This is a genomic window from Arsukibacterium tuosuense, assembly GCF_900215315.1.
Taxonomy (GTDB): domain Bacteria; phylum Pseudomonadota; class Gammaproteobacteria; order Enterobacterales; family Alteromonadaceae; genus Alishewanella; species Alishewanella tuosuense.
Map to the genome: position 1 here is coordinate 190,940 of NZ_OBEB01000001.1, position 21,899 is coordinate 212,838.

General features: G+C 46.8%; 22 protein-coding genes. 6 read left to right on the forward strand and 16 right to left on the reverse strand.

Annotation, left to right across the window (positions count from 1 at the left end; all coding sequences use genetic code 11):
* Positions 1 to 25: 25 nt before the first annotated feature.
* From CRO03_RS00810 to seqA, 12 genes are all read right to left on the reverse strand, one after another.
* Entirely contained in the window at positions 26 to 1,582 is a 1,557-nt protein-coding gene (locus CRO03_RS00810) for a dihydrolipoyllysine-residue acetyltransferase (RefSeq protein WP_097109686.1), read from the reverse strand.
* Positions 1,583 to 1,591: 9 nt separating this feature from the next.
* Positions 1,592 to 2,569 (reverse strand): alpha-ketoacid dehydrogenase subunit beta, encoded by a 978-nt coding sequence (locus CRO03_RS00815; protein ID WP_097109687.1) that lies wholly within the window; start codon positions 2,567 to 2,569, stop codon positions 1,592 to 1,594.
* Positions 2,569 to 3,753 (reverse strand): thiamine pyrophosphate-dependent dehydrogenase E1 component subunit alpha, encoded by a 1,185-nt coding sequence (locus CRO03_RS00820; RefSeq protein ID WP_097110341.1) that lies wholly within the window; start codon positions 3,751 to 3,753, stop codon positions 2,569 to 2,571. The genes CRO03_RS00815 and CRO03_RS00820 overlap by 1 nt, the downstream gene beginning before the upstream one ends.
* A gap of 173 nt (positions 3,754 to 3,926) precedes the next feature.
* Positions 3,927 to 4,973 carry a succinylglutamate desuccinylase gene (astE, locus tag CRO03_RS00825; protein ID WP_097109688.1) on the reverse strand — a complete coding sequence of 349 codons (1,047 nt, stop codon included), beginning with the start codon at positions 4,971 to 4,973 and terminating at the stop codon, positions 3,927 to 3,929.
* Positions 4,974 to 5,024: 51 nt separating this feature from the next.
* Positions 5,025 to 6,446 carry a tetratricopeptide repeat-containing diguanylate cyclase gene (locus CRO03_RS00830; RefSeq protein WP_212682307.1) on the reverse strand — a complete coding sequence of 474 codons (1,422 nt, stop codon included), beginning with the start codon at positions 6,444 to 6,446 and terminating at the stop codon, positions 5,025 to 5,027.
* 394 nt (positions 6,447 to 6,840) lie between these two features.
* Positions 6,841 to 7,140 carry a hypothetical protein gene (locus CRO03_RS00835; protein ID WP_097109689.1) on the reverse strand — a complete coding sequence of 100 codons (300 nt, stop codon included), beginning with the start codon at positions 7,138 to 7,140 and terminating at the stop codon, positions 6,841 to 6,843.
* A gap of 25 nt (positions 7,141 to 7,165) precedes the next feature.
* Positions 7,166 to 7,717, reverse strand: coding sequence for a GNAT family N-acetyltransferase (locus CRO03_RS00840; protein ID WP_097109690.1), 552 nt, complete (start codon positions 7,715 to 7,717; stop codon positions 7,166 to 7,168).
* Positions 7,717 to 8,514 (reverse strand): SAM-dependent methyltransferase, encoded by a 798-nt coding sequence (locus tag CRO03_RS00845; protein WP_245861375.1) that lies wholly within the window; start codon positions 8,512 to 8,514, stop codon positions 7,717 to 7,719. The genes CRO03_RS00840 and CRO03_RS00845 overlap by 1 nt, the downstream gene beginning before the upstream one ends.
* A gap of 37 nt (positions 8,515 to 8,551) precedes the next feature.
* Positions 8,552 to 9,478: an ABC transporter substrate-binding protein gene (locus CRO03_RS00850; protein ID WP_097109692.1), complete on the reverse strand. Its 927-nt coding sequence runs from the start codon at positions 9,476 to 9,478 to the stop codon at positions 8,552 to 8,554.
* A gap of 131 nt (positions 9,479 to 9,609) precedes the next feature.
* Positions 9,610 to 12,090, reverse strand: coding sequence for a glycogen/starch/alpha-glucan phosphorylase (locus tag CRO03_RS00855; RefSeq protein WP_097109693.1), 2,481 nt, complete (start codon positions 12,088 to 12,090; stop codon positions 9,610 to 9,612).
* A gap of 174 nt (positions 12,091 to 12,264) precedes the next feature.
* Complete coding sequence (gene pgm / locus CRO03_RS00860) at positions 12,265 to 13,914, reverse strand: phosphoglucomutase (alpha-D-glucose-1,6-bisphosphate-dependent) (protein WP_097109694.1); 1,650 nt, start codon at positions 13,912 to 13,914, stop codon at positions 12,265 to 12,267.
* Positions 13,915 to 13,923: 9 nt separating this feature from the next.
* Entirely contained in the window at positions 13,924 to 14,457 is a 534-nt protein-coding gene (gene seqA / locus CRO03_RS00865) for a replication initiation negative regulator SeqA (protein ID WP_097109695.1), read from the reverse strand.
* Positions 14,458 to 14,564: 107 nt separating this feature from the next.
* Between seqA and CRO03_RS00870 the strand changes: the two genes are divergently transcribed.
* From CRO03_RS00870 to fldA, 4 genes are read left to right on the forward strand one after another with little or no spacing between them, the layout of a single operon-like run.
* The gene (locus CRO03_RS00870) at positions 14,565 to 15,341 is read left to right on the forward strand and encodes an alpha/beta fold hydrolase (RefSeq protein WP_097110343.1); all 777 of its coding nucleotides are present in this window, start codon (positions 14,565 to 14,567) and stop codon (positions 15,339 to 15,341) included.
* A gap of 48 nt (positions 15,342 to 15,389) precedes the next feature.
* Positions 15,390 to 15,587, forward strand: a complete 198-nt coding sequence (locus CRO03_RS00875; protein WP_097109696.1) for a DUF2788 domain-containing protein — start codon at positions 15,390 to 15,392, stop codon at positions 15,585 to 15,587.
* 14 nt (positions 15,588 to 15,601) lie between these two features.
* Positions 15,602 to 15,874 carry a LexA regulated protein gene (ybfE, locus tag CRO03_RS00880; protein WP_097109697.1) on the forward strand — a complete coding sequence of 91 codons (273 nt, stop codon included), beginning with the start codon at positions 15,602 to 15,604 and terminating at the stop codon, positions 15,872 to 15,874.
* Between the two features lie 14 nt (positions 15,875 to 15,888).
* Complete coding sequence (gene fldA / locus CRO03_RS00885; RefSeq protein WP_097109698.1) at positions 15,889 to 16,419, forward strand: flavodoxin FldA; 531 nt, start codon at positions 15,889 to 15,891, stop codon at positions 16,417 to 16,419.
* Between the two features lie 105 nt (positions 16,420 to 16,524).
* Here the strand turns inward: fldA and CRO03_RS00890 are convergent, their stop codons facing one another.
* On the reverse strand, positions 16,525 to 16,989 hold the full coding sequence (locus tag CRO03_RS00890) for a DUF4442 domain-containing protein (RefSeq protein WP_097109699.1): 465 nt from the start codon (positions 16,987 to 16,989) through the stop codon (positions 16,525 to 16,527).
* Between the two features lie 154 nt (positions 16,990 to 17,143).
* Between CRO03_RS00890 and fur the strand changes: the two genes are divergently transcribed.
* On the forward strand, positions 17,144 to 17,584 hold the full coding sequence (gene fur, locus CRO03_RS00895; protein ID WP_097109700.1) for a ferric iron uptake transcriptional regulator: 441 nt from the start codon (positions 17,144 to 17,146) through the stop codon (positions 17,582 to 17,584).
* A 76-nt stretch (positions 17,585 to 17,660) separates the two neighbouring features.
* Here the strand turns inward: fur and CRO03_RS00900 are convergent, their stop codons facing one another.
* The 3 genes from CRO03_RS00900 to CRO03_RS00910 all read right to left on the reverse strand — a co-directional run bounded on the left by CRO03_RS00900 (position 17,661) and on the right by CRO03_RS00910 (position 19,951).
* On the reverse strand, positions 17,661 to 18,158 hold the full coding sequence (locus CRO03_RS00900) for a GNAT family N-acetyltransferase (protein WP_097109701.1): 498 nt from the start codon (positions 18,156 to 18,158) through the stop codon (positions 17,661 to 17,663).
* 117 nt (positions 18,159 to 18,275) lie between these two features.
* Positions 18,276 to 19,202 carry an electron transfer flavoprotein subunit alpha/FixB family protein gene (locus CRO03_RS00905; protein ID WP_097109702.1) on the reverse strand — a complete coding sequence of 309 codons (927 nt, stop codon included), beginning with the start codon at positions 19,200 to 19,202 and terminating at the stop codon, positions 18,276 to 18,278.
* Positions 19,202 to 19,951: an electron transfer flavoprotein subunit beta/FixA family protein gene (locus CRO03_RS00910; protein ID WP_097110344.1), complete on the reverse strand. Its 750-nt coding sequence runs from the start codon at positions 19,949 to 19,951 to the stop codon at positions 19,202 to 19,204. Before CRO03_RS00910 ends, CRO03_RS00905 begins: the two co-directional genes overlap by 1 nt.
* A 197-nt stretch (positions 19,952 to 20,148) precedes the next feature.
* On the opposite strand from CRO03_RS00910, the gene CRO03_RS00915 reads away from it, so the two are divergent.
* Positions 20,149 to 21,783 (forward strand): electron transfer flavoprotein-ubiquinone oxidoreductase, encoded by a 1,635-nt coding sequence (locus tag CRO03_RS00915; RefSeq protein WP_212682329.1) that lies wholly within the window; start codon positions 20,149 to 20,151, stop codon positions 21,781 to 21,783.
* Positions 21,784 to 21,899: the final 116 nt, after the last annotated feature.

A 21,899-nucleotide genomic window follows, 5' to 3' on the forward strand; every position in this document is an offset into this window, starting at 1 on the left:
AGAAACAATCAAGCTTGCCAACTGCTTAAATCATGTTAACCAACATAGATGATGGCTGCTCCAGATACTGCTTCCACAAATTGGTAAAGCGGGCAATAGTGCCGCCATCAATGATCCGGTGATCACCTGACCAGCTTATCTGCATCAGTTGTCTGGCTTCTACTTCACCTTTAGCATTAAAACGTGGCAGGTTTTGTACTTTGCCAAGCGCTACTATTGCCACTTCAGGTTTGTTGATGATAGGCGTTGCTACAGTACCACCAATTGCACCAATATTAGAGATGGTAATGGTGCCACCTTTTAAGTCTGCCGGGCTAACCCTGCCTTCACGGGCTGCATCAGTTAAACGGCCGAGCTCGCGGGCAATATCCACAATCGATTTACTCTGGCAGCCTTTAACATTTGGTACCAGTAAACCAACTTTTGAATCAACGGCAACACCGATGTTGTGTTCGCTGAAAAAACGCAGCTCAGTACAATCGCTGTTTGGCTGACTGTTCATTACCGGAAAATCTTTAATTGCCAGCGACATCGCTTTCATAAAAAACGGCATCATCGTCAGCTTGACACCTTGCTTAGCATAACCGTCTTTCAGGCTTAAACGCAGCGCTATCAGCTCAGTTAAGTCAATTTCCTCGCAGTAAGTAAAATGCGGAATAGTGGCGACAGAGTCTGCCATCTGCCGTGCCATCGCCGCTTTAATACCTTTAATAGGTTCGACTCTGTCCGCAGCCTTAGCACTGCTCTGGACCGGCGAATCGGCCCTGGGTTCAGTTTTAGTGGCTGTAGATTGTTTTACAGGGCCATCGGCATATGCCTTAACATCTTCTTTAAACACCCGGCCTTTATCACCTGAACCCGGCACCTTTGCCAAATCAATGCTCAGCTCACGAGCTAACCTGCGCACTGCCGGGCTGGCCAGCGCTTTACCACTGGCAATATTGCCTTTGCTTTGGAGGTTTTGCTCTGTTTGTTTTGGCGACGAGGCAGGCTGTGTAGTTGCTGTTGCTGCAGTCTCGCCAGTTATCTGCATCGCAAATAACGGTGAGTGGACTTTGGCAATTTCGCCCTTAGCATAATATAACTTACTGACCACACCCGAGTATTTAGCCGGTATTTGCACCAGTGCTTTGTCGGTCATCACATCACATACCGGCTGATCTTCTTGTATGGTGTCGCCTTCAGCTACCAGCCAGTCAACAATTTCACACTCAACGATACCTTCGCCAATATCGGGTAAGATAAAGTCTTCGGTGCCGCTATCCGAAGATGAAGCCGAGTCTGTGCTGGCTTCTGCTGGCGACTCTTTAATTTTGTCAGTAGCTTTTGCAGCCGCCGCGTTATCAGCAATCTCCATCGCAAATAAAGGCGCATGCACTTTAGCAATTTCACCTTTTGCATAATACAGCTTGCTAACCACGCCATTATGTACTGCGGGTATTTGCACTAACGCTTTGTCAGTCATTACATCACAAACCGGCTGGTCTTCTTTAATGGTGTCACCTTCGCTGACCAGCCATTCTACGATTTCGCACTCAACGATACCTTCGCCAATATCCGGCAGTATAAAATCCTGTTTCATGCCATCTCCTTAGAATTTAACCGAGCGCATAATGGCTTCGTAGGTTTTAAGATGATCGGCAACATACTCTTTTTCCAGTGCCAGCGGATACGGCGTATCTAAGCCGCACACCCGTTCAATCGGGCTTTCCAGATACAAAAAACACATTTTCTGAATGGTTGCTGCTATTTCCCCGGCAAAGCCGCCGGTTAATGGCGCTTCATGATTAATAACCAGCCGGCCGGTTTTCTGAACGGAGGCCGCAACGGTATCGGCATCCCATGGCAAAATGCTGCGTAAATCGATAACTTCACAGGACACGCCCTGCTCCTGCGCCATAGCTACTGCTTTATCGACTATCTCCATCTGCGCACCCCATGCCAGCACGGTCACATCCTTACCCTGTTGCACGACTTCAGCTTTACCCAGCTCAATTTCGTAATAGTCTTCCGGTACTTCGCCGGTTGACGCCCTGTACAGTTTTTTCGGTTCAAAGAAAATAACCGGATCCGGGCTGGCAATCGATGCCAGCAATAGACCTTTTGCCTGATAGGGATCCCGCGGGATCACCACTTTTAAGCCCGGAGTGTGAGCAAAATAAGCTTCCGGCGACTGGCTATGGTAGTGGCCGCCGGCGATACCGCCGCCGTATGGGCTGCGAAACACTATGCCACCAACGTCAAACTCATTGCCGGAGCGATAGCGGAATTTCGCTGTTTCATTAACGATTTGATCAAACGCTGGGAAAATGTAATCAGCAAATTGAATTTCCGCGATCGGTTTCATACCCTGTGCCGCCATACCGTTAGCGAAGCCGGCAATGCCCTGCTCCGTTAACGGCGTATTAAAGCAGCGCGCTTTGCCGTATTTTTCCTGCAATTTGCTGGTAGCCCGGAAAACACCACCAAAATGGCCAACATCTTCACCAAAACACACCACGGTGTCATCTTTTGCCATGGCTAAATCAAGCGCATTATTAATCGCTTGCAGCATATTCATTTTCGCCATTAGTCCATTCTCCCCGATGTCACCGGATAGGCATCCGGGTATTTTCTGATATGTTGTTTTAATTCATCTAATTGTTGTTGTAACGCCGGGATCGGCTGTTGATACACATCAGAAATTAAATGTTCTATGCCAGGCTTTGCTACTTTTTCAGCCACTTTTAAGGCATCAAGTATTTCAGTTCGGAGCTTTTCAATTTTTGCTTTGTCAGCGTCTTCATCCAGCCAGCCCTGTTTGACCAGCCACAACTTAAAACGGGATATAGGGTCCGTTTTGCGCCAGATTTCTTCTTCTTCCTTTGAACGATAGCCGCTTGGGTCATCAGAGGAAGAGTGGGCACCTAACCGGTAAGCCATTGCCTCAATTAACACCGGCTCGTTATGCTTAAGCGCATGTTCGCGGGCCATTTTTGTTGCCTGATATACTGCCAGAATATCAGCACCATCTACCCGCAATGCTTTCATACCATAGCCTACGGCGCGACAAGCAATACCATCACCGACAAATTGTTCATTCGCTGGGGTTGAAATGGCATAGCCGTTATTGCGACAGAAAAACAGCACAGGTGCTTTGTGCACTGCCGCCATATTTAAACCAGCATGAAAATCGCCTTCTGATGCAGCACCCTCACCAAAGTAACAAATGGTAGTCTTAGCCAAACCACGCAGCTTTTGGGCATAGGCATAGCCACTGGCCTGAGGAATTTGAGTACCCAACGGTGAAGATATCGTCATGTAGTAAATATCTTTACTGCCATAGTGCACTGGCATCTGCCGGCCTTTACCCAGATCTTTCTCGTTAGAAAACAGCTGATTCATAAACTGTTCCAGGCTAAAACCACGATAACGCAGAGCGCCCTGTTCCCGGTACTGCGCCATGATCATATCTTGCTCATCCAGTGCGGCAGCACTGCCCACCGTGGTGGCTTCTTCGCCCAGACATTGCATATAAAAGCTGATCCGGCCCTGCCGCTGTGCAGCCAGCATCCGTTCGTCCAGCACCCGCGTAAACACCATGGTGTCGTACATTTTCAGTGCAGTGTCTTTATCCAGGGTCGGCTTGTCGGCACCGTCATACAGGTTGCCGTCATCTTGCAGAATTCGCAAAGTAGGAATTTTTAACGCATCACCGGCAGTAAAAGCTGCAGTATGCACCGTGGTGATGGTGGCGTTATTAGGGTTTGTCATAGCAATCTCTTGGGTTGTGGACACGCTGTCGATTATCATTATTTGCGGGGAACTTTACCTTTACGTAAACTGCATTGCAACTTTGCCCTGGTACAAAAAAACCTGACGTCCGGCTGAGCTGTCAGGTTATATTTACTGTCTGTCAGCCCACTCTTAGCGGCTCTAACTGTGTTTTATTGCAGATTATCAGCAACTGAAGCAGGTATTACCATCAACATCGCTCGCTGACCAATGGCAACGTTGGCATTGGGGAAAATAAGCGCCTCACCTTCCTGCTCTACCCGGTATTCAATATCGCCATCCGTCGCCAGTAAGGTACCTGGCGGATAGCTGGTGAAGTTTTCAATATCATCGGCAAAGTGTAATTTGAAATCCTGAGTTTGTTTTACTATCGAGCGGTACACCTTATACATATTAAACTGCGCATCGCTATAAGTCCCGGCTTTAACCGACTCGTTCCGGATTAGCGCCCTTAAACTGGCATCCGCCTTTGCAAAACGAGTCATATCATTCTGGCCGAACGGTTTAACCTTGCCCAGTTCAATAGTAAACGAATTCGCGGCATGTTCATTAGACGCATAATAGCTGAAGGTAGTAGCAGGCGTTTGCATCAGTAGTACAGTATGGACATCACAGGCAGCTAAAAAAGCAAACTCTGCCCGGCGCCATGGCTTACCATGCAAAAATGGACAAACGGCAAACTTCTCGAAGCGAGAGCCACGAATAGCGGTGTGTAAATCATACAAGCTTCGGTTACGCGTCACCGACCCGGTTACGTGTGACTGCTGATAGAACTGGCTGACATAGTGCTCCAGCGCCTTGGCACGGCGTCTTTCGCCGTTAATCAGGCCAGCCCCTTTGCTATGATGTCCGGAAAAAAGCCGGTTAAGGTTTTCACTGATTTCCCGCGTCCCTGCATTTATCGCCGGCGGGTTTCCAAACAGCACCAGCAGCCTTACTTTTGGTAATAGCCGCTCAGACAGAATGTCTTGTACTATCGCAGCACATATTTCAATAGGCGCCGTTTCATTACCATGCACACCACATGACAATACCAAATCATCAGATGTTGCTTGCGAGGGTTCAAAACAAATAACACCGGTATCCCAAACCTGCCCTGAGATACCATTATTCAGCGAAAATTTAAACGGCGCCAGGCCATCCGGGTTTTCCAGGGTGAGTTTAAGAAAGTCTCCAGCAGGTATGAGTTGCTGTACCATACATTACTACTCCATGTGTTTGGCAAATCAAAAGGACTAATGGCAACCGTATTAGTGTTCAGTTTGCTGATATTCGACGACCTGATTACGGCCTTTGGCTTTGGCTTGATACATTGCTTTGTCTGCATCTGCTAATAGTTGTTTTAAATCGTAACCACTTATCTCACTACCACTGACACCAAAACTGGCGCTAAGGCTGAACTGATGCTCATTGCTATTACAATCAATGCTAACAATGGCATCACGGCATATCTCGGCCAATAAGGTGGCTTTATCCAACTCACAGCCGGGCATCATAATAACAAACTCCTCGCCACCAATCCGGCCAAAAATATCATTTGAACGCATAAACTGCTTACAGGCCAGCACGATTTGCTGCAACGCCCAGTCACCTGTGGCATGGCCAAACTGGTCATTTATCAACTTAAAATGATCCAAATCGAATAAAATCATTGCTACTGGTACGTGTTTGGCCTGGCAATGCTTAAGCGCCTGTTTTGCCTGATTATTAAAATTATAGCGGTTACTAATCCCGGTCAGCTGATCATATTCAGCCATCAATTTAAAACGCTTACGGCCGGTCAACCCACGGTAGGCTAACACCAGTGCAATAGTCCCAATTAAAGTCGCCAGAATCAACATTAAACGACTATTTTTGGCTTCTTCCTTATAGATACTTTGCTGTAAAAACAGCAGTTCGTTGTCCCGATCCAGCAAATTTATACGCTGATTTTTCAGTTCAATTTCCGACTTAACCGTATGATAAGCAATTTGCTGTGAGGTTTTACTGGCTTTAAATTCGTTTTCAATCTGCTGTTTGCGTTCCAGATAAGCTAATGCCTGCTGAAAGTTCTGCTCTGCTTTGGCAATTCGATATAACACGTCGTAAGCTTCAACCAGCGCAATATTATTAGGGCTAGCCTGACCAAATTCCAGCGCCTTATCTGCCAAGAAAAGTGCTTTTTTTAGGTACCCTTCTTCTAAATGCGCTTGCGCCGCCAACGCGTTTATCTGTGAGATCAGCATGGGATACTGTATCTGCTGAATTTCCTCAATATGTTGCTGAAAAAATGACAAAGCTCGTTTGTGATTGTTGTCGTTTATAAAAGCTCGCATCAACTCTTTTCTGACAAGATTCGCTGGAATTATTTGTTTGGCCGCAATGCATTCATTTATAACGTTACCGGCCTCTGCTTCCATAAAAGCGAGATCATGTTGTTGATATTTAGCATCAATAGACGTAGCGCGAATAAGACAAGACATTTTTGGAGAGATGGTGTCAAAGTCAATATAGCGCTCGTATAACAATGTTAAATCAAAACGTTCTAACTGATTGTATGTAAACATTACTATGACGATAACATTTGCCAATAGCTCTGGATCAGTAATGCTTGGAATACTATCTATCAGCTGTTCAAAGTAGGAGAACCCTAACTTATAGTTGTTGGACAAAAAAAGAACGTTTACCGCCATAAGCTGAGCTCTGGTAGTAAAAACAGAATTCGACGACGGATTTAATAATGGTGTAAGAGTCGGGAGTACTTTGTCATACTGTCCTTGTAAAGCAAACTCGTATGCGGTAAGTAACGTAAAGTATTCAATATCTTCTGGCTGAGTAAGCTTTAACTCCCTTATTCTTGCCAGTTCAGCTCTAAAACGAGGTAAATTTTCTAGTCTAATTTCGTCTAGCTCTGCTAACTGTTGCTGCACTGTTAGATGGCTTAAAACATTTTCACCGGGCACAACATTGCCGCTGTCACTAGCGACAACCGGCGCAGCAGTTGCTAAAAACAAAAAGTATAGTGCTATTGATAATGTTAGTTTGCTCAACAGCACCAACAGATCGCTTATCGCTGTTGAGTTCAACTTAGCTGGCCCGTTTTATCTCGGTATCGGTTGGCTCAGGGGTGTCGTCTGGCTGTTTGACCGGTTGTTCTGCCGGCTCATCTGCTGGCGCTGGTTCTTCAGCAGGATATATCATGCAGACAATTTTATTTTTGGCATGAAGCAACCGGGCCAATGTAATTTCGTCTTGCTGACAAATAGCTTGTTGGATTGCCGGATCCAGATTTAACGGGTTAATAACTTGTTCCAGTTGGGTATCTGCCAGATGGCGCAATGCGGCATCTTCACCCAACCGTTGTAATAACTGTAATACATTATTCATGCTGAACGCCCTGTACGTTATTTTATTATTGTTTTTCTAATTTATAGTGATTAGCCTGCTTACAATACACAAAGCCCAGACCACTAACCAGCTTTTTTGCCGCCAGATTACCCTCGGTAATATTACATATTATGTTATTGACTACGCTACGTTGCGACAACCTTTGGCACAAGCCAGCTAAAGCCTCCTTAGCCAGGCCTTTACGCTGAGCAGAGGGTAACAGCATTATGCCAACTTCTGCGTTAACGCTGGCAGCAGAAGTTGTTGCATTGGCTGCTGTAAATGTGGCGGCCATTAAGCCAACCGCTACCTCAGCTGGCCGTTCAGCAATCACCAGAAAAAGCCGGCCTCCCGCCACCAGCTCGTCCGCTGCGCCGTTGTTATGCTGCAGCGCCGCGGCAAAACTGCTGGTTAACCGGGCATCAGTTAATGGCTCAGCAATCCATTGCATTATTTCTTTACTGCTAAAAAGCTGCCGGTAAAGTGACTGATCAGATGCGGCCATTGCTCGTAGCCGCAACAATGGTGTCTCAAAGTTACAGCTGTGGTTAAGCGGATTCCCCATATTTATCATCATCAATATTTGTCATCATCAGCCTGCAACGCCGCCAGTTTATCCAGCATCTGCTGGTTGGCGACCATTTTGGTGGCTGGCGGGATCACTAGCGTGGTTTTTGGATCCATCTCGGCAGTCACCAGCTCAGCCAGCGCCAAGGTTGTGATCCGCGGCTGCTGAATAGGCAAGGTTACCGCCTCATACAATATAACCTGATGGCTTAACGGATAATATTCTGCCAATACCTCAACAAGTAACTGTCGGTAACGGCTATCTGTGCCACGCTTAGCCAGGCTGCGATCGCCCGCTACCCCCACTTGCCATAAAATCAGGTAAGCTGCCGGGTCAATAGTGCGCTTATAGAACATAAACTGGCTGGTTTCAAAATGCTGGCAGCCATAGGTACCAGGGTCTATTGCTAAATCGGCTATCAGACAATCTTCGGCCGAAATACCTGGCTCCATATGGGCGGCAAAACCCTCAGCTTTCGCCTCGGCAATCGCTTTATGCGGTACCCAGGCAAATACTCCCGGGTGGCCATAAAAGGCACCAACCACTTTTTTGTTTTGTCTGACTTCAGCCAGCATGGCAGCGACCATTTGCTGATAACTTAACATCCGTGATACACCGGTCTGATAATAGGGCTGCAACGAGCGAACATCACTGTTCATTTGCTGCACCCATTGTTCAGTAATACCATCTGCTACCAGCAAAAAAACCACATCTGCCTGCTCGATATAGCTGCGGCTTAGCGGACTAATATGTGACCCTAATGTCATGCCGGTACCGACACAAACTAAACTTCCTTGCTGTTTCAAGTACTACTCCACTATGTTTATATCATTAACAAAACTGTTATTGCTGTCTGGCTTTCCCGCCATCAAATACCTGCAGCCACTGTTGGTTAAAGTAGTCATAATCGTTGCTGTTGTTAAGGCCGTTACTATGCCATAACTGTAATACCTCTGACAGCTCAGGATCCGTTCGTATTTGTTTGATCACCCGGTTTATTTCAGCAATTTTACTCTTGCCCCAATCAGTATTGGCACAGCCAATAGCGCCTGCTACTGGCTGCTGATGATTTTCGGTAATTTCCAGGGTGACCATACTGCGGTTATAAAGTCGCTGAAAATAGTTGGCGACTATTGGATAGTCAATGGTGTAATCAAGCCGGCCTGAACTTATCATATGCAAAATGGCGACAGCACCGCCCGCGCCTGCCCGGGCCAGGTAAGGATCGTGTTCATTTAACAAGGGTTGCAAGATGCCATATCGTCTTCCTGCCGGATAGCCCAGTCGAAAGCGCGAGTCGTCCAGCAACTTTTCCAACAAAATCGGCTCGCCGTATAGCGCCCGAAGTGTTCTGGCCGTTGTTTCGCTGGTAATAATGTGATGAGGGTAGTAAACATGGGTGGGCAAACTATAAACGGCTCTGGGTTCACCGGCTGGTTTATAAATCATACAGGGGAAACAAACGGGTTCTTTATTGTCCAGCGCCTGAGCAATTCTCGGCTGCGGCATTTGCAGATAGCTGGCTTGTTGTGCTGGCAGGTAGCGATGTACCACTCTGGTTAAGACATCACAAATCCCCTGGCGTTGGTACTCGCCATGGAGCACATGAAACGGTGGTGCATCATTAATTGTCCAGTGAATTGGCGTATTTTCAACGGTATTATCCTGAGTTGCTGCCAGTACTCCCGTCCTACTATGCTGTTGCGCTGTCAGGCTTGCACTATAAAGCAGCAGCAAAATTGCAGCAGGTCTTCTGAATAACAACCTCATCAGCGTAGCCCTTGCGTGAGTAACTATGCCTTACAGCGTAACGTTCAGCTGGCAGAATTGCCAACTAACAACCAATAAAAAAAGCCCATCCAATGATGGGCTTTGTAATGTACTGAACGAAACAAGCTGGCTTAGTTGGCCACTTTACAGGGCGTTAAGCGCCAGACCCGGCTGACATAATCCTCAATTGAGCGGTCAGAGGTGAATTTACCTACCAACGCCGTGTTAAGAATAGCTTTTCTGGCCCAGCCCGCCTTGTCGCGATACCAGCTGTCTATCTGCTGTTGTGCCTTGGCATAGGATTCAAAGTCAGCCAACACCAGGTAAGGGTCGCCGCCTTCGAGCAAACTGTGTTTAATCGCCGCCAGCTCGCCTGGTTTACCCGGGGTAAAATAATCGGTTTCCAGCCAGTCTAATATAGCTTTAATTTCCGGATTATTGTGGTAATAGTCGTAACTATGGTAACCCTTAGCATGCAGTGCTTTTACTTCATCCACTGTCAGACCAAAAATCGCGATATTGTCATTACCGACTTCCTCAGCAATTTCAATATTGGCGCCGTCCAGGGTACCAACAGTTACCGCGCCGTTTAACGCCAGTTTCATATTGCCGGTACCTGACGCCTCTTTTCCAGCGGTAGAAATTTGCTCAGATACATCTGCCGCCGGGATCATTTTCTCAGCCAACGTAACCCGGTAATTTGGCATAAACACCACTTTAAGCCGGTTTTTAACCCGCTTGTCATTATTTATTTTGTCGGCAATTTTGTTGATGGCATAGATAATTTCTTTTGCCAGTTTATAACCAGGTGCTGCTTTCGCGCCGAAAATAAATACCCGGGGTACCATGTCGTAATCCGGGTTTTGCAGAATTCGCCGGTACAATGCCAGAATATGCAGTAAGTTAAGATGTTGGCGTTTGTATTCATGCAAACGTTTAATCTGAATATCAAATATGGCTGCAGGATCGATATCAATCTTGGTTAGTTTCTTTACCTCTTTGGCAAAATCAGCTTTGTTCTGCTGTTTAATCGCCATAAAGTTATCCTGAACCTGCGCATCATCAGCAAACTCTGCCAGTTTACTTAGCAATTTCAGGTCAACCGGCCAGCCACTACCAACTTTTTCATCTAGCAGTTTAGCCAGACGTGGATTACAGGCCTTTAACCAGCGCCTGGGAGTGACGCCATTTGTCACGTTGGTAAACTTATCCGGCCACAGCGCGACCATTTCCGGAAACAAGTCTGATTGCACCAGTTTAGAGTGAATTTCCGCTACGCCGTTAACTTTAAACGAACCGACCACTGACAGATGGCCCATTCTGACCATCGGCTCATCGCCTTCTTCAATAATAGAAAGTTTGCGTTTTTTAGCGTTATCACCAGGCCACAGCACGTCGACCTGCTCCACCAGAAAACGGCGGTTAATTTCATAAATAATTTCAATGTGCCGTGGCAGCACTTTTTCAAACAACCGTACCGGCCATCTTTCCAGCGCTTCTGGCAGCAATGTATGGTTGGTATAGGCAAATACTTGCTGACACAGCGCCCAGGCGTCGTCCCAGCTCATGTCGGCCCGGTCAATCAGAATGCGCATCAGCTCGGGAATGGCGACAGCCGGATGGGTATCGTTCAGCTGAATAACCACCTGCTGTGGAAATTTACTCCAGTCATCACCATGCGCCCGTTTGTAACGGCGAATAATGTCTTTTAACGAGCAGGAGCAGAAAAAATATTGCTGAATAAGCCGCAGCTCTTTACCCGCATCGGTGTCATCGTTCGGATACAGCACCTTGGAGATAGTTTCAGCTTCAATGTTCTGCCGGGCAGCGTCAATATAACCGCCGGAATTAAACACATCCCAGTTAAAGAAGTCACTGGCACGGCTTTCCCATAAACGCAGCACATTAACCGAACTGCCGTTGTAACCAACTACGGGAATATCCCAGGGTACACCTTTAATAATACGGCCCGGGTGCCAGACTTTTTTCATGGTGCCCTGCAGGTCGTATACCGTTTCAACATAACCATATACTGACACTTCCTGCACCGATTCCGGCCGGCAAATCTCCCACGGGTTACCGTATTCGCGCCAGCTATCAGGGCGCTCAATCTGACGGCCATCCTGAAAACTTTGTTTAAACAGGCCGTGCTCGTAGTGAATGCCATAACCAATTGCCGGGTAGTTTAACGTCGCTAATGAATCGATAAAACATGCTGCCAGGCGGCCAAGCCCACCATTGCCCAACGCCATATCCTCTTCCTGATCTTCCAGATCAGCAATATTCATACCCAGCTCAGACAAAGCTTGTTTAGCCTGAGCATATAACCCCAGATTATGCAGGTTATTGCTGAACAAACGTCCCATCAGGTATTCGAGGCTAAAGTAATGCAGAGCGCGGGTGTCTTGCTGATAGTGGGTACGCTGAGTATTGCGTAAGCCATCAAAAACCTGCTCGTTAACTGCAGCGCAGGTAGCTCGCCACCATGCCTGGCTACTAGCCTTGTTCACGTCGGTACCCAGGCTTGAGTGTAAGTGCTTAATTATATTTTGTTTAAGCTGTTCGGTAGATGCACCGCCAGCAGCGGTCTTCGGTGAGGTTGCTTTGTTCATTGCCAATCCTGAAATTTACTGAGCATTTTAATTAGGCTAACCAACATAGCTGAGTCAGCTAATATTATTGTTAAATGTAGAAATATTACGAAAACGATACCTCAATTTGCTTCATTTGGCAAAATAAAGGCCGCTTTCGTAATAAAATTACATACGAAGCGGCCAATTTAGTAGTTAAATAGTACTGAACACCTTGTCTACAAAGGTTTTAGCATCTTGCTCAAGCTGTTGTAAGTGCTGCTGGTCAACAAAACTCTCAAGATAAATTTTATAGGCGTTTTCGGTGCCGGAAGGCCGTGCAGCAAACCAGCCATTGCGGGTAACCACTTTAACCCCGCCAATATCAGCCTGATTACCTGGCGCCCGCGTTAACACGGCTTGTATCGGGTCGCCCGCCAGTTCAGTCTGCGACACACTGGCAATATCCAATGATTTAAGCGCCGTTTTCTGCTGTGCTGACGCCGGTGCGTCTATCCGGCGATATAGTGGTGAGCCAAGCTCTTTGGTTAGCGCCTGATATTGTTTGTATGGGTCTACCCCGGTTTTCGCCAGCATTTCGGCTGCCAGCAGCCCCAGAATGATGCCGTCTTTATCAGTCGACCATACTTTGCCGTCTAACCGTAAAAAGCTGGCACCGGCACTTTCTTCACCGCCAAAGGCCAGGGTGCCATTAAATAAGCCATCAACAAACCACTTAAAACCGACAGGTACTTCACATAGCGTGCGACCACGCGCCGCCACTACCCGGTCAATCAGCGCACTGGATACCAGGGTTTTACCAATTGCCAGGCTGGCAGGCCAGTCTGGCCGGTTAGACAATAAATAGTTAATTGCCACAGCCAGGTAGTGATTGGGGTTCATTAAGCCGCCGCTGCGGGTAACAATACCGTGGCGGTCAAAGTCTGGATCGTTACCGATGGCGACATCAAATTGGTCTTTTAACTGAATTAAATTAGCCATCGCGCACGCTGACGAGCAATCCATCCGGATCTGGCCATCTTTATCCAGCGGCATAAAAGCAAAAGCCGGGTCAACTTTGTCATTAACGACAGTAATATCCAGCCCATACTTCTCGGCGATTCGTGGCCAGTAACCAATACCAGAACCACCTAATGGGTCGACACCAATCCGGATCCCTGCTTTGGCAATAGCCGCCATATCAATAACGTTTTCTAAATCATCAACATAATGCTGAATATAATCAATGTGCTGACAGTAGCCAGACTGAATCGCCAGACTGTAGGGCATCATTTTCACGCCTTCTAAGTCTTTCGCCAGTAGCTCATTGGCCCGTTGTTGGATCCAGTTAGTTACATCAGTGTCTGCCGGCCCGCCATGTGGTGGGTTATACTTGATACCGCCATCTTCCGGCGGGTTATGCGATGGCGTTATTACAATGCCGTCGGCAAGTTTGCCCTCAGCACCGTCGTTTTGGGTCAGAATGGCATGTGAAATGACCGGGGTCGGGGTATAGCCTAAATCTTTTTGGATACACACCTGAATTTTATTGGCAATTAATACTTCAAGGGCGGAGGCAAAAGCGGCCTCTGACAACGCATGAGTGTCTTTGCCCAGAAACAACGGGCCGTTGATACCCTGCGCCTTGCGGTAATCAGCAATAGCCTGGCATATAGCAAGGACATGTGGCTCATTAAATGAGCAACTAAGCGCACTGCCCCGATGACCCGACGTCCCAAAGCTGACTTTATGTTCCGGGTGCTGATGCACGTCAGGTTCCAGCACATAGTAGGCAGTCATTAACCGACTGATATTGGGAATACGATCGTTTGGTACCTGCTGTCCGGCCAGGGGATGTAAAGACATACTCTTTCCTTATAATAAATCGCGGATCCGCTCAGCGTCATGCTCACTATAACCCAGTTTGATGGCGGTTTCGGTAAGCATCATTTTTTTTCTGGTGGTATTGGAATTGGTAATCACCCAAAAACCGGTATTTGGAATTTGCTTCGGGTTAGTGCTACTACCTGCTTCTGACAACGCCTCGGCGGAGGTTGCAAAATACAGGCGGTTGCGGCCTTTAATATCAAGCACCTTATTAAATTGCTTTTTATGAACCCGTGCCAGTACCGACAATAAATATAGAAAGCGCCCCACTACACTGGATTCCGCCTGCAAATCCTGGCGGCTGACTAAGTCGAATATGGTACCCGGATTATTGCTGTCCTTCAGTTCTTTGGCTGGCGCCGTTACAGCTGCTTCAGGTTTGCTGCTATCCACTGAAGTTTGGCTTGCTTGCTGCTCACCCAGCAGTAAGCGACGTAGAATATCAGAGGCACTTTCGCCAATCTGGCGGGTTTGTGCAGCAATGTAATGATATAAATCGTCATCTATTTCAATGGTTTTCATAGGTTTTTCCGTCAACTGAAAGTTGTCCCATTATATAAAGGCTTTGCCACTGACGCCAGCGGCTTAATTTGATAAAATACCGCTTCAACCTTTTCAGTGAGTTAGCGATGATTTTACATTCACACAGTATAGGTTCCGGTGAACCGCTGGTGCTAATCCATGGTCTTTTTGGCAGCTATGAAAACTTAGCGGGTATTGCCCGGGCTTTAAGTGACCAGTGGCAAATTATCAGTATCGATTTACCAAACCATGGTCAATCTGCCCACAGTGACCAAATGAGTTACAGCAACATGGTAGCCGATCTAGCTGAAACCCTCGATAGCCTGGATATTACACAATGCGCTTTGTTGGGGCATTCCCTCGGCGGTAAACTGGCGATGGCATTTGCGCTTACTTATCCCAAGCGGGTAAGCCAGCTAATTATTGCCGATATTGCCCCGGTTCGCTACGAGCGCAGTCACCAGGCGGTATTTGCCGGCTTAAACGCCGTTACTCTGGCCACAATTAGTAATCGCAGTGATGCAGACAAACAGATGGCAGTACATATAAAAGAGCCAGGTGTACGCCAGTTTTTACTAAAAAGCCTGCATAAAACTGAACAGGGCTTTCACTGGCGTTTTAATTTAGGCGTCTTGTCAAAATGTTATGACGAATTACTTGGCGCCCCTGCTGCCAAAGATAAGTATGCAGGCCCGGTATTGTTCATTAAGGGCGCTGAGTCAGACTATATTTTGCCGGAGCACAGGCCGCAAATTATGCAGCTTTTCCCTGCAGCTGAGGCAAAAATCATTAACGGCACCGGTCATTGGTTACATGCTGAAAAACCCGTTGCTTTTGCTAAGTTAGTACGTGACTTTTTATTGAGCCAGCACACTAAAAAATAACTTTTTTATGCTATAGTGCGGCCAATTTTTTCGGTATGGCCAGCATTGATGACAGTTGCACAATTTGAAACCGTTGGTTTATGGCTTGGTTTAGCCACCCTGTATGTTTTTATTGTACTGGCCATTAATGACGTGCTGAAAAAGAGTCAGGCGCCACGTTTTGGGCGGTTCTTTGTCTGGCTGGTGTTGTTTTTATCACCACTGGTATTTGTGATTAAAACTGTCGTACAGCACTTTATCGAATAACAAGGTTGAGATTAATGGCCAAAATCGCCACTGATCGCACCACTATTGATTTGTTTGCGGCTGATAAGCGGCCGGGGCGGCCTAAAACCAACCCACTACCGCGTGAAGAACAGCTTAAATTAAATAAACGCAATCAAATTAAACGCGATCGTAATAACGGGTTAAAGCGTATTGAATTTAAGGTATCTGGCCAATTATATGCAGCATTGAGTCAGGCCGCTGAGCAGGCTAATACCACACGCAGTAACTTAATTGAACAACTTTTAGAGCAAGCTTTATCCAGGTAAGAAGGCAATAAACCATGGCAACTGTAGGAATATTTTTCGGTAGCGATACCGGCAACACTGAGCATATCGCGAAGATGATCCAAAAAGAGCTGGGCAAAAATCTGGTAGAGATCCGCGATATTGCTAAAAGCAGCAAAGAAGACATTGCCGGCTTTGACCTGTTACTACTGGGTATTCCAACCTGGTATTATGGTGAAGCACAATGTGACTGGGACGACTTTTTTCCAGAGTTAGAAGGCATTGATTTTAATAATAAATTAGTCGCAATATTTGGTTGTGGTGATCAGGAAGATTATGCCGAATACTTTCTGGACGCGATGGGGACGCTGCGCGATATTATTGAACCAAAAGGGGCGATTATCGTAGGTCACTGGCCGACTGCAGGTTACAACTTTGTTGCTTCTAAGGCCCTGGCCGATGACAGCCACTTTATTGGTCTGGGTGTGGATGAAGATCGCCAGCCAGAATTAACCGAGCAACGGGTGAAACAATGGTGCAAACAGGTTTATGAAGAAATGAGTCTGCAGGAATTTGCCAACCTGTAGTCCGGTGCTTCCGGTGAAAAATTCAGAGTTTGTGTAGAAAAAGAGGCAGTATGCCTCTTTTTTATTGTCTTAAAAGGTTGCACGCTGGCTTGTCGACAAAATATGTTACCGATATTTTGGCTTTTTACGGATATACACTGTCCGGTTTACCTCACAGACAATATTGCTATCAGCATCTTTGATATGAACCAGAAACTGCGGAAAATACTTGTCGCCCTCTGCTGTATGCTGTTTGATATCGTCCACAGCTTCGTCTGTCAGCAAAAACTCTGCGCTTAGCTTGCCAAAACCGGGTTTAATGTAATCAATATCGGCTTGTTTATCCCAGACAATGTATTCTTTGCCAAGCGCACCCATTAACAACAAAGGGTATATCGGATCGGTCATCGCAAACATTGAGCCGCCAAACTGGCTGTTATTAATGTTACGGGTCCATGGCCGGCTTTTAAGTTCTACCCTGGCGTAACGATAATCGTCAGCAAGCACCGCTACTTTAATGCCACTGAACAGAAAGGGTGGCCAGAAATTCAGTAATTTTCGCATAACCTGCGGTTTAAACGCCCAACGCATAGCTCCACCTGGTATGACCTGTTAAAGGGTCATTTTAACCTGCCAAAGTGAAAGTACAAGAGCATCAGGGTTAAATCAGCGGTAATCGGCCATTTCAATATTGTGCTAATGTCTTTATAATCGATGCAAATCCACCAGCAAGACAGAGTTTTTTATGTCAGATCATAATAGTGAGCTACGTAAGGCCGGCCTGAAAGTTACCCTGCCGCGGGTGAAAATACTTGAGATTTTACAAGACCCAAACCATCAACATATCAGTGCTGAGGACGTATATAAAATTCTGTTAGAGTTGGGTGAGGACATTGGTCTGGCAACAGTATACCGGGTACTTAACCAGTTTGATGACGCCGGTATTTTAACCCGTCACCACTTTGAAGGTGGTAAATCAGTATTTGAACTGACCGGTAACAGTCACCATGATCATCTGGTGTGCTTAAAGTGTGGCAAAGTGATTGAGTTTGAAGATGAGATTATTGAAGCCAAGCAATTAGAAATTGCTGAGAAAAATGGCATTAAGTTAACCCACCACAGTCTGTATTTATATGGTGAATGTACTGACACCGAACAGTGTCAGAAAAACGCTGACTCTAATTAATTACTACCTGGTATTGACGACGGCACCCATGGGTGCCGTTTTTATTTATCGTTGCAATCTGTCAAAATGATTCGTGTCAACTGATACCGGTATTAATCCGGGCCATGCTCAAGGCACTGACATAATTACCATACTGAAAAGCAAAGTCAGCAAGCTCTGCCTCCACTTCAAAGCCAAAACGTTCATATAATGCTATTGCAACCTCATTGCTGCTGTATACAGTAAGCTCCATGCGGCGGATATTCAGCCAGTTGTCAGCCATTTCCAGCGCCGCCCGCAGCAAGGCCGAGCCCACCCCCTGCCCCTGATGCTCTTCCAGCACGCCCATCCCCAACTCTGCCACATGACGTCGCCTGGGGTTCTGGCAAACCTGTAGACCGAGTTGCCCCACTACGATCCCCTCTACTTCCGCCACCAGATTATAGAAACCGGCACCGGCGTTATAGAGTTTCTGCCAGCTGGCGACGGGCTGATAAGGCAGTTGCAGGGTATTCGAGTAAACGGTGGGTTGATCATATATCGCTTTAATCGCTTCGATATCAACAGGTTCAGCATGGCGGATTATCACAGGCATGGTTCTGGCGTCCCTGGCAAATTAGAGGTTTATCTTAAGTCGGAATTCATACTGGCAACAAGTCCTAAAATGCAAAAAGCCAGCAAATGCTGGCTTTCTGGTGGCAGTTGCGAAGTATCAGAGCTGCTGCTCAAGCTCTGGCAATACCGTAAACAAATCAGCAACTAAACCATAGTCTGCAACCTGAAAAATCGGTGCTTCTGCATCTTTATTAATTGCTACTATGACTTTTGAGTCTTTCATGCCGGCTAAATGCTGAATCGCCCCCGAGATACCCACTGCAATATACAAATCCGGTGCGACAATTTTACCGGTCTGGCCAACCTGCATATCATTTGGTACAAAGCCGGCGTCTACCGCAGCACGAGAGGCACCAATAGCGGCGTTAAGCTTATCAGCAATACCATTTAACATGGCAAAGTTTTCACCATTTTGCATACCGCGACCACCGGAAATAATCACCTTAGCAGCGGTAAGCTCTGGCCGCGCTGATTTTGTCAGCTCTTCACCAATAAAGGTCGATACCTGCAAATCTTTCACAATATCCAGTTTTTCAACCGGAGCATTATTACCCTCTGCCGCTGCTGCAAACGCTGAACCGCGAACTGTCAGCACTTTAATGCCATCGGCAGACTGCACAGTCGCAATGGCATTACCGGCATATACCGGCCGCACAAAGGTATCGTCACTTTCAACGGCAATAATGTCTGACAGCTGAGCTACGTCTAACAACGCCGCAACCCTGGGTAACATATTTTTGCCTGTGGTCGTCGCTGCCGCCATAATGTGGCTGTAGTCTTTACCAATTTCGGCAACCAGCGCTGCGACGTTTTCAGCAAGCTGATGACCATAAGCACTGGCATCAGCAACCAATACTTTTGAAACGCCGGCGATAGCTGCTGCGGCCGTTGCCGCATCATCACAATTTTCACCTGCAACCAGCAAATGAATGTCACCACCAATGCTTGTTGCCGCCTGGACTACTTTATGGGTATCGGCTTTAAGCGCATCATTACTATGCTCTGCAATTACTAAAATTGTCATCAGATCACCTTCGCTTCATGCTTTAATTTTTCAACCAGTTCCGCTACCGACTCTACAATTACCCCACCCTGCCGGGTTGGTGGTGCGGTGACTTTCAGCGTCGTAACGTTCGAGCTCAGGCTTACACCCAGGCTGTCAGCAGCTTTAATATCCAGCGGTTTCTTTTTCGCTTTCATAATATTAGGCAACGAGGCATAGCGCGGTTCATTCAAACGCAAATCAGTAGACACCACAGCCGGCAAGCTCAATTCAACCGTTTGCAGGCCGCCATCAATTTCGCGGGTAACCTGAACTTTATCGCCATTAACAGCAACTTTAGAGGCAAAGGTGCCCTGGCCCATGCCGGTTAGTGCTGCCAGCATCTGACCCGTTTGGTTGTTATCTGAATCAATTGCCTGCTTACCCAGAATCACCAGCTGCGGCTGTTCTTCTGCAACCAGCTTTGCCAGTAGCTTAGCCACCTGCAATGAATCCAGATTCAGCTCAGTTTCCAGATGAATAGCACGGTCGGCTCCTAATGCTAAAGCAGTACGCAGTTGCTCCTGCACCGCCTTAGGACCAATAGATACCGCGATCACCTCTGTCGCAACGCCCGCTTCTTTTAAACGCACTGCTTCTTCTACCGCAATTTCACAAAACGGATTAAGTGCCATCTTCACATTGGCTAAATCGACACCGGTTTGGTCTGCTTTAACCCGGACTTTGACGTTGTAATCGATAACCCGCTTTACCGGAACTAATATCTTCATATAATCCTCTTGAATTGCATGCAATCGCTTGCCTGACAGCAGCTTTACGTTAAGGTAAACATAACAATGTATATTGCTGGACAATCTACTTACTGTTGACGTTAACGTCAACCTGCAATACCCTTATCAGCACAATAAACGCAGTGAATACTGTAAATATAAGCATCCAAGAGGTAACCATCGTGGAAAGAGAAGCAATGGAGTTCGATGTAGTAATCGTTGGCGCCGGGCCAGCGGGCTTATCGGCCGCGATCCGGTTGATGCAACAAGCGCAGCAGGCCAGCAAAGAAATTACGGTATGTGTGGTCGAAAAAGGCTCTGAAGTTGGCGCCCATATATTGTCTGGTGCGGTATTTGAACCCAGAGCCTTGAATGAATTATTGCCCAACTGGCAGGAAACCGGTGCCCCGCTCTCTACTCCGGTAACCCACGATGATATTTATCTGTTCAGCGGCGCAGAAAGCAGCAGAAAGTTGCCGGGTTTTGCAGTGCCAAAAACTATGCATAATAGCGGCAATTATATCGTCTCAATGGCCAACTTATGCCGTTGGCTGGCCGAACAGGCCGAAGCTTTGGGCGTGGAAATTTTCCCGGGTTTTGCCGCCAGTGAATTGCTGCTTGAAGATAATGTGGTTAAAGGCATTTTAATTGGTGATATGGGCCTGGACCGCGACGGCAAGCCCAAAGACAGTTTTACCCCGGGCATGGAATTGCGCGCAAAATACACGCTGTTTGCTGAAGGTTGCCGTGGCCATCTGGGCAAGCAACTTATTTCTCATTTCCAGCTGGATAAAGATGTCTCACCCCAGCACTACGCCATTGGTTTCAAGGAAATCTGGGATGTCCCTGCCAATAATCATCACCAGGGGCTGGTGGTGCATTCTGCGGGCTGGCCATTGGCGAACGAAGCCTCAGGCGGCGGTTATCTGTACCATGCTGAAAGTCAGCAAATCGTGGTGGGATTAATTATTGATTTAAATTACAGCAATCCACATCTGGATCCCTTTGCTGAGTTTCAACGTTACAAGCAACATCCGGTTATTAAGCAATACCTGACCGACGGCAAACGGGTCAGTTATGGTGCCAGGGCCATTGCCAAAGGTGGCTTGAACAGCTTACCGAAAATGAGTTTTGCCGGTGGTTTATTATTGGGCTGTGATGCTGGCACCTTAAATTTTGCCAAGATTAAAGGCAACCATACCGCGATGAAATCCGGCATGCTGGCGGCAGAAACGGTATTTACCGCGTTAAATAATGCAGAAACCGGCGGTAAAGATCTGACAGAATACGCCGACGCCGTAAAACAAAGCTGGTTATACGAGGAGTTGCAAAGCTCGCGTAACTTTGGCCCGGCAATGCACAAATTTGGTACCTTCTGGGGTGGTGTGTTTAACACTATTGACCAAAACTGGTTTGGCGGCAAACTGCCTTTTACCATTAAGGATGACAACCGGGATTATGCGCAGTTGAAACTGGCTGCAGACGCTGAAAAAATTCTCTATCCAAAACCAGACAATATTATCAGTTTCGACCGGCTTACTTCGGTATATTTATCTAATACTAACCATGAAGAAGAGCAGCCTTGCCATTTAAAACTTGCCGATCCCAGCATACCTATTGAGGTAAATCTGGCCAAATATGATGAACCGGCCCAGCGTTATTGCCCGGCTGGTGTTTACGAAGTTATTAATGAAGATGGTAAGCAACCGCGCTTTCAAATTAATGCACAAAACTGTATTCATTGTAAAACCTGCGATATTAAAGATCCAAGCCAGAACATAACCTGGGTAACACCAGAGGGCGGCGGCGGGCCCAATTACCCTAATATGTAATATCTTGTTGTGAGATTATTCTTTAAGAAATCGTATTTAAAAAGCGGTGACCTGGTCGCCGCTTTTTTTTTGTCTGAATTGTATTACGCTTAAATCCCGACTACGTTTAAATCTGC

Bases quoted from the DNA above. Each gene is read 5' to 3' on its own strand.
- CRO03_RS00810 (WP_097109686.1), bottom strand. From the start codon at position 1,582: ATGAAACAGGATTTTATACTGCCGGATATTGGCGAAGGTATCGTTGAG.
- CRO03_RS00815 (WP_097109687.1), bottom strand. From the start codon at position 2,569: ATGGCGAAAATGAATATGCTGCAAGCGATTAATAATGCGCTTGATTTA.
- CRO03_RS00820 (WP_097110341.1), bottom strand. From the start codon at position 3,753: ATGACAAACCCTAATAACGCCACCATCACCACGGTGCATACTGCAGCT.
- astE (WP_097109688.1), bottom strand. From the start codon at position 4,973: ATGGTACAGCAACTCATACCTGCTGGAGACTTTCTTAAACTCACCCTG.
- CRO03_RS00830 (WP_212682307.1), bottom strand. From the start codon at position 6,446: ATGGCGGTAAACGTTCTTTTTTTGTCCAACAACTATAAGTTAGGGTTC.
- CRO03_RS00835 (WP_097109689.1), bottom strand. From the start codon at position 7,140: ATGAATAATGTATTACAGTTATTACAACGGTTGGGTGAAGATGCCGCA.
- CRO03_RS00840 (WP_097109690.1), bottom strand. From the start codon at position 7,717: ATGATGATAAATATGGGGAATCCGCTTAACCACAGCTGTAACTTTGAG.
- CRO03_RS00850 (WP_097109692.1), bottom strand. From the start codon at position 9,478: ATGAGGTTGTTATTCAGAAGACCTGCTGCAATTTTGCTGCTGCTTTAT.
- CRO03_RS00855 (WP_097109693.1), bottom strand. From the start codon at position 12,090: ATGAACAAAGCAACCTCACCGAAGACCGCTGCTGGCGGTGCATCTACC.
- pgm (WP_097109694.1), bottom strand. From the start codon at position 13,914: ATGTCTTTACATCCCCTGGCCGGACAGCAGGTACCAAACGATCGTATT.
- seqA (WP_097109695.1), bottom strand. From the start codon at position 14,457: ATGAAAACCATTGAAATAGATGACGATTTATATCATTACATTGCTGCA.
- CRO03_RS00870 (WP_097110343.1), top strand. From the start codon at position 14,565: ATGATTTTACATTCACACAGTATAGGTTCCGGTGAACCGCTGGTGCTA.
- CRO03_RS00875 (WP_097109696.1), top strand. From the start codon at position 15,390: ATGACAGTTGCACAATTTGAAACCGTTGGTTTATGGCTTGGTTTAGCC.
- ybfE (WP_097109697.1), top strand. From the start codon at position 15,602: ATGGCCAAAATCGCCACTGATCGCACCACTATTGATTTGTTTGCGGCT.
- fldA (WP_097109698.1), top strand. From the start codon at position 15,889: ATGGCAACTGTAGGAATATTTTTCGGTAGCGATACCGGCAACACTGAG.
- CRO03_RS00890 (WP_097109699.1), bottom strand. From the start codon at position 16,989: ATGCGTTGGGCGTTTAAACCGCAGGTTATGCGAAAATTACTGAATTTC.
- fur (WP_097109700.1), top strand. From the start codon at position 17,144: ATGTCAGATCATAATAGTGAGCTACGTAAGGCCGGCCTGAAAGTTACC.
- CRO03_RS00900 (WP_097109701.1), bottom strand. From the start codon at position 18,158: ATGCCTGTGATAATCCGCCATGCTGAACCTGTTGATATCGAAGCGATT.
- CRO03_RS00905 (WP_097109702.1), bottom strand. From the start codon at position 19,202: ATGACAATTTTAGTAATTGCAGAGCATAGTAATGATGCGCTTAAAGCC.
- CRO03_RS00910 (WP_097110344.1), bottom strand. From the start codon at position 19,951: ATGAAGATATTAGTTCCGGTAAAGCGGGTTATCGATTACAACGTCAAA.
- CRO03_RS00915 (WP_212682329.1), top strand. From the start codon at position 20,149: ATGGAGTTCGATGTAGTAATCGTTGGCGCCGGGCCAGCGGGCTTATCG.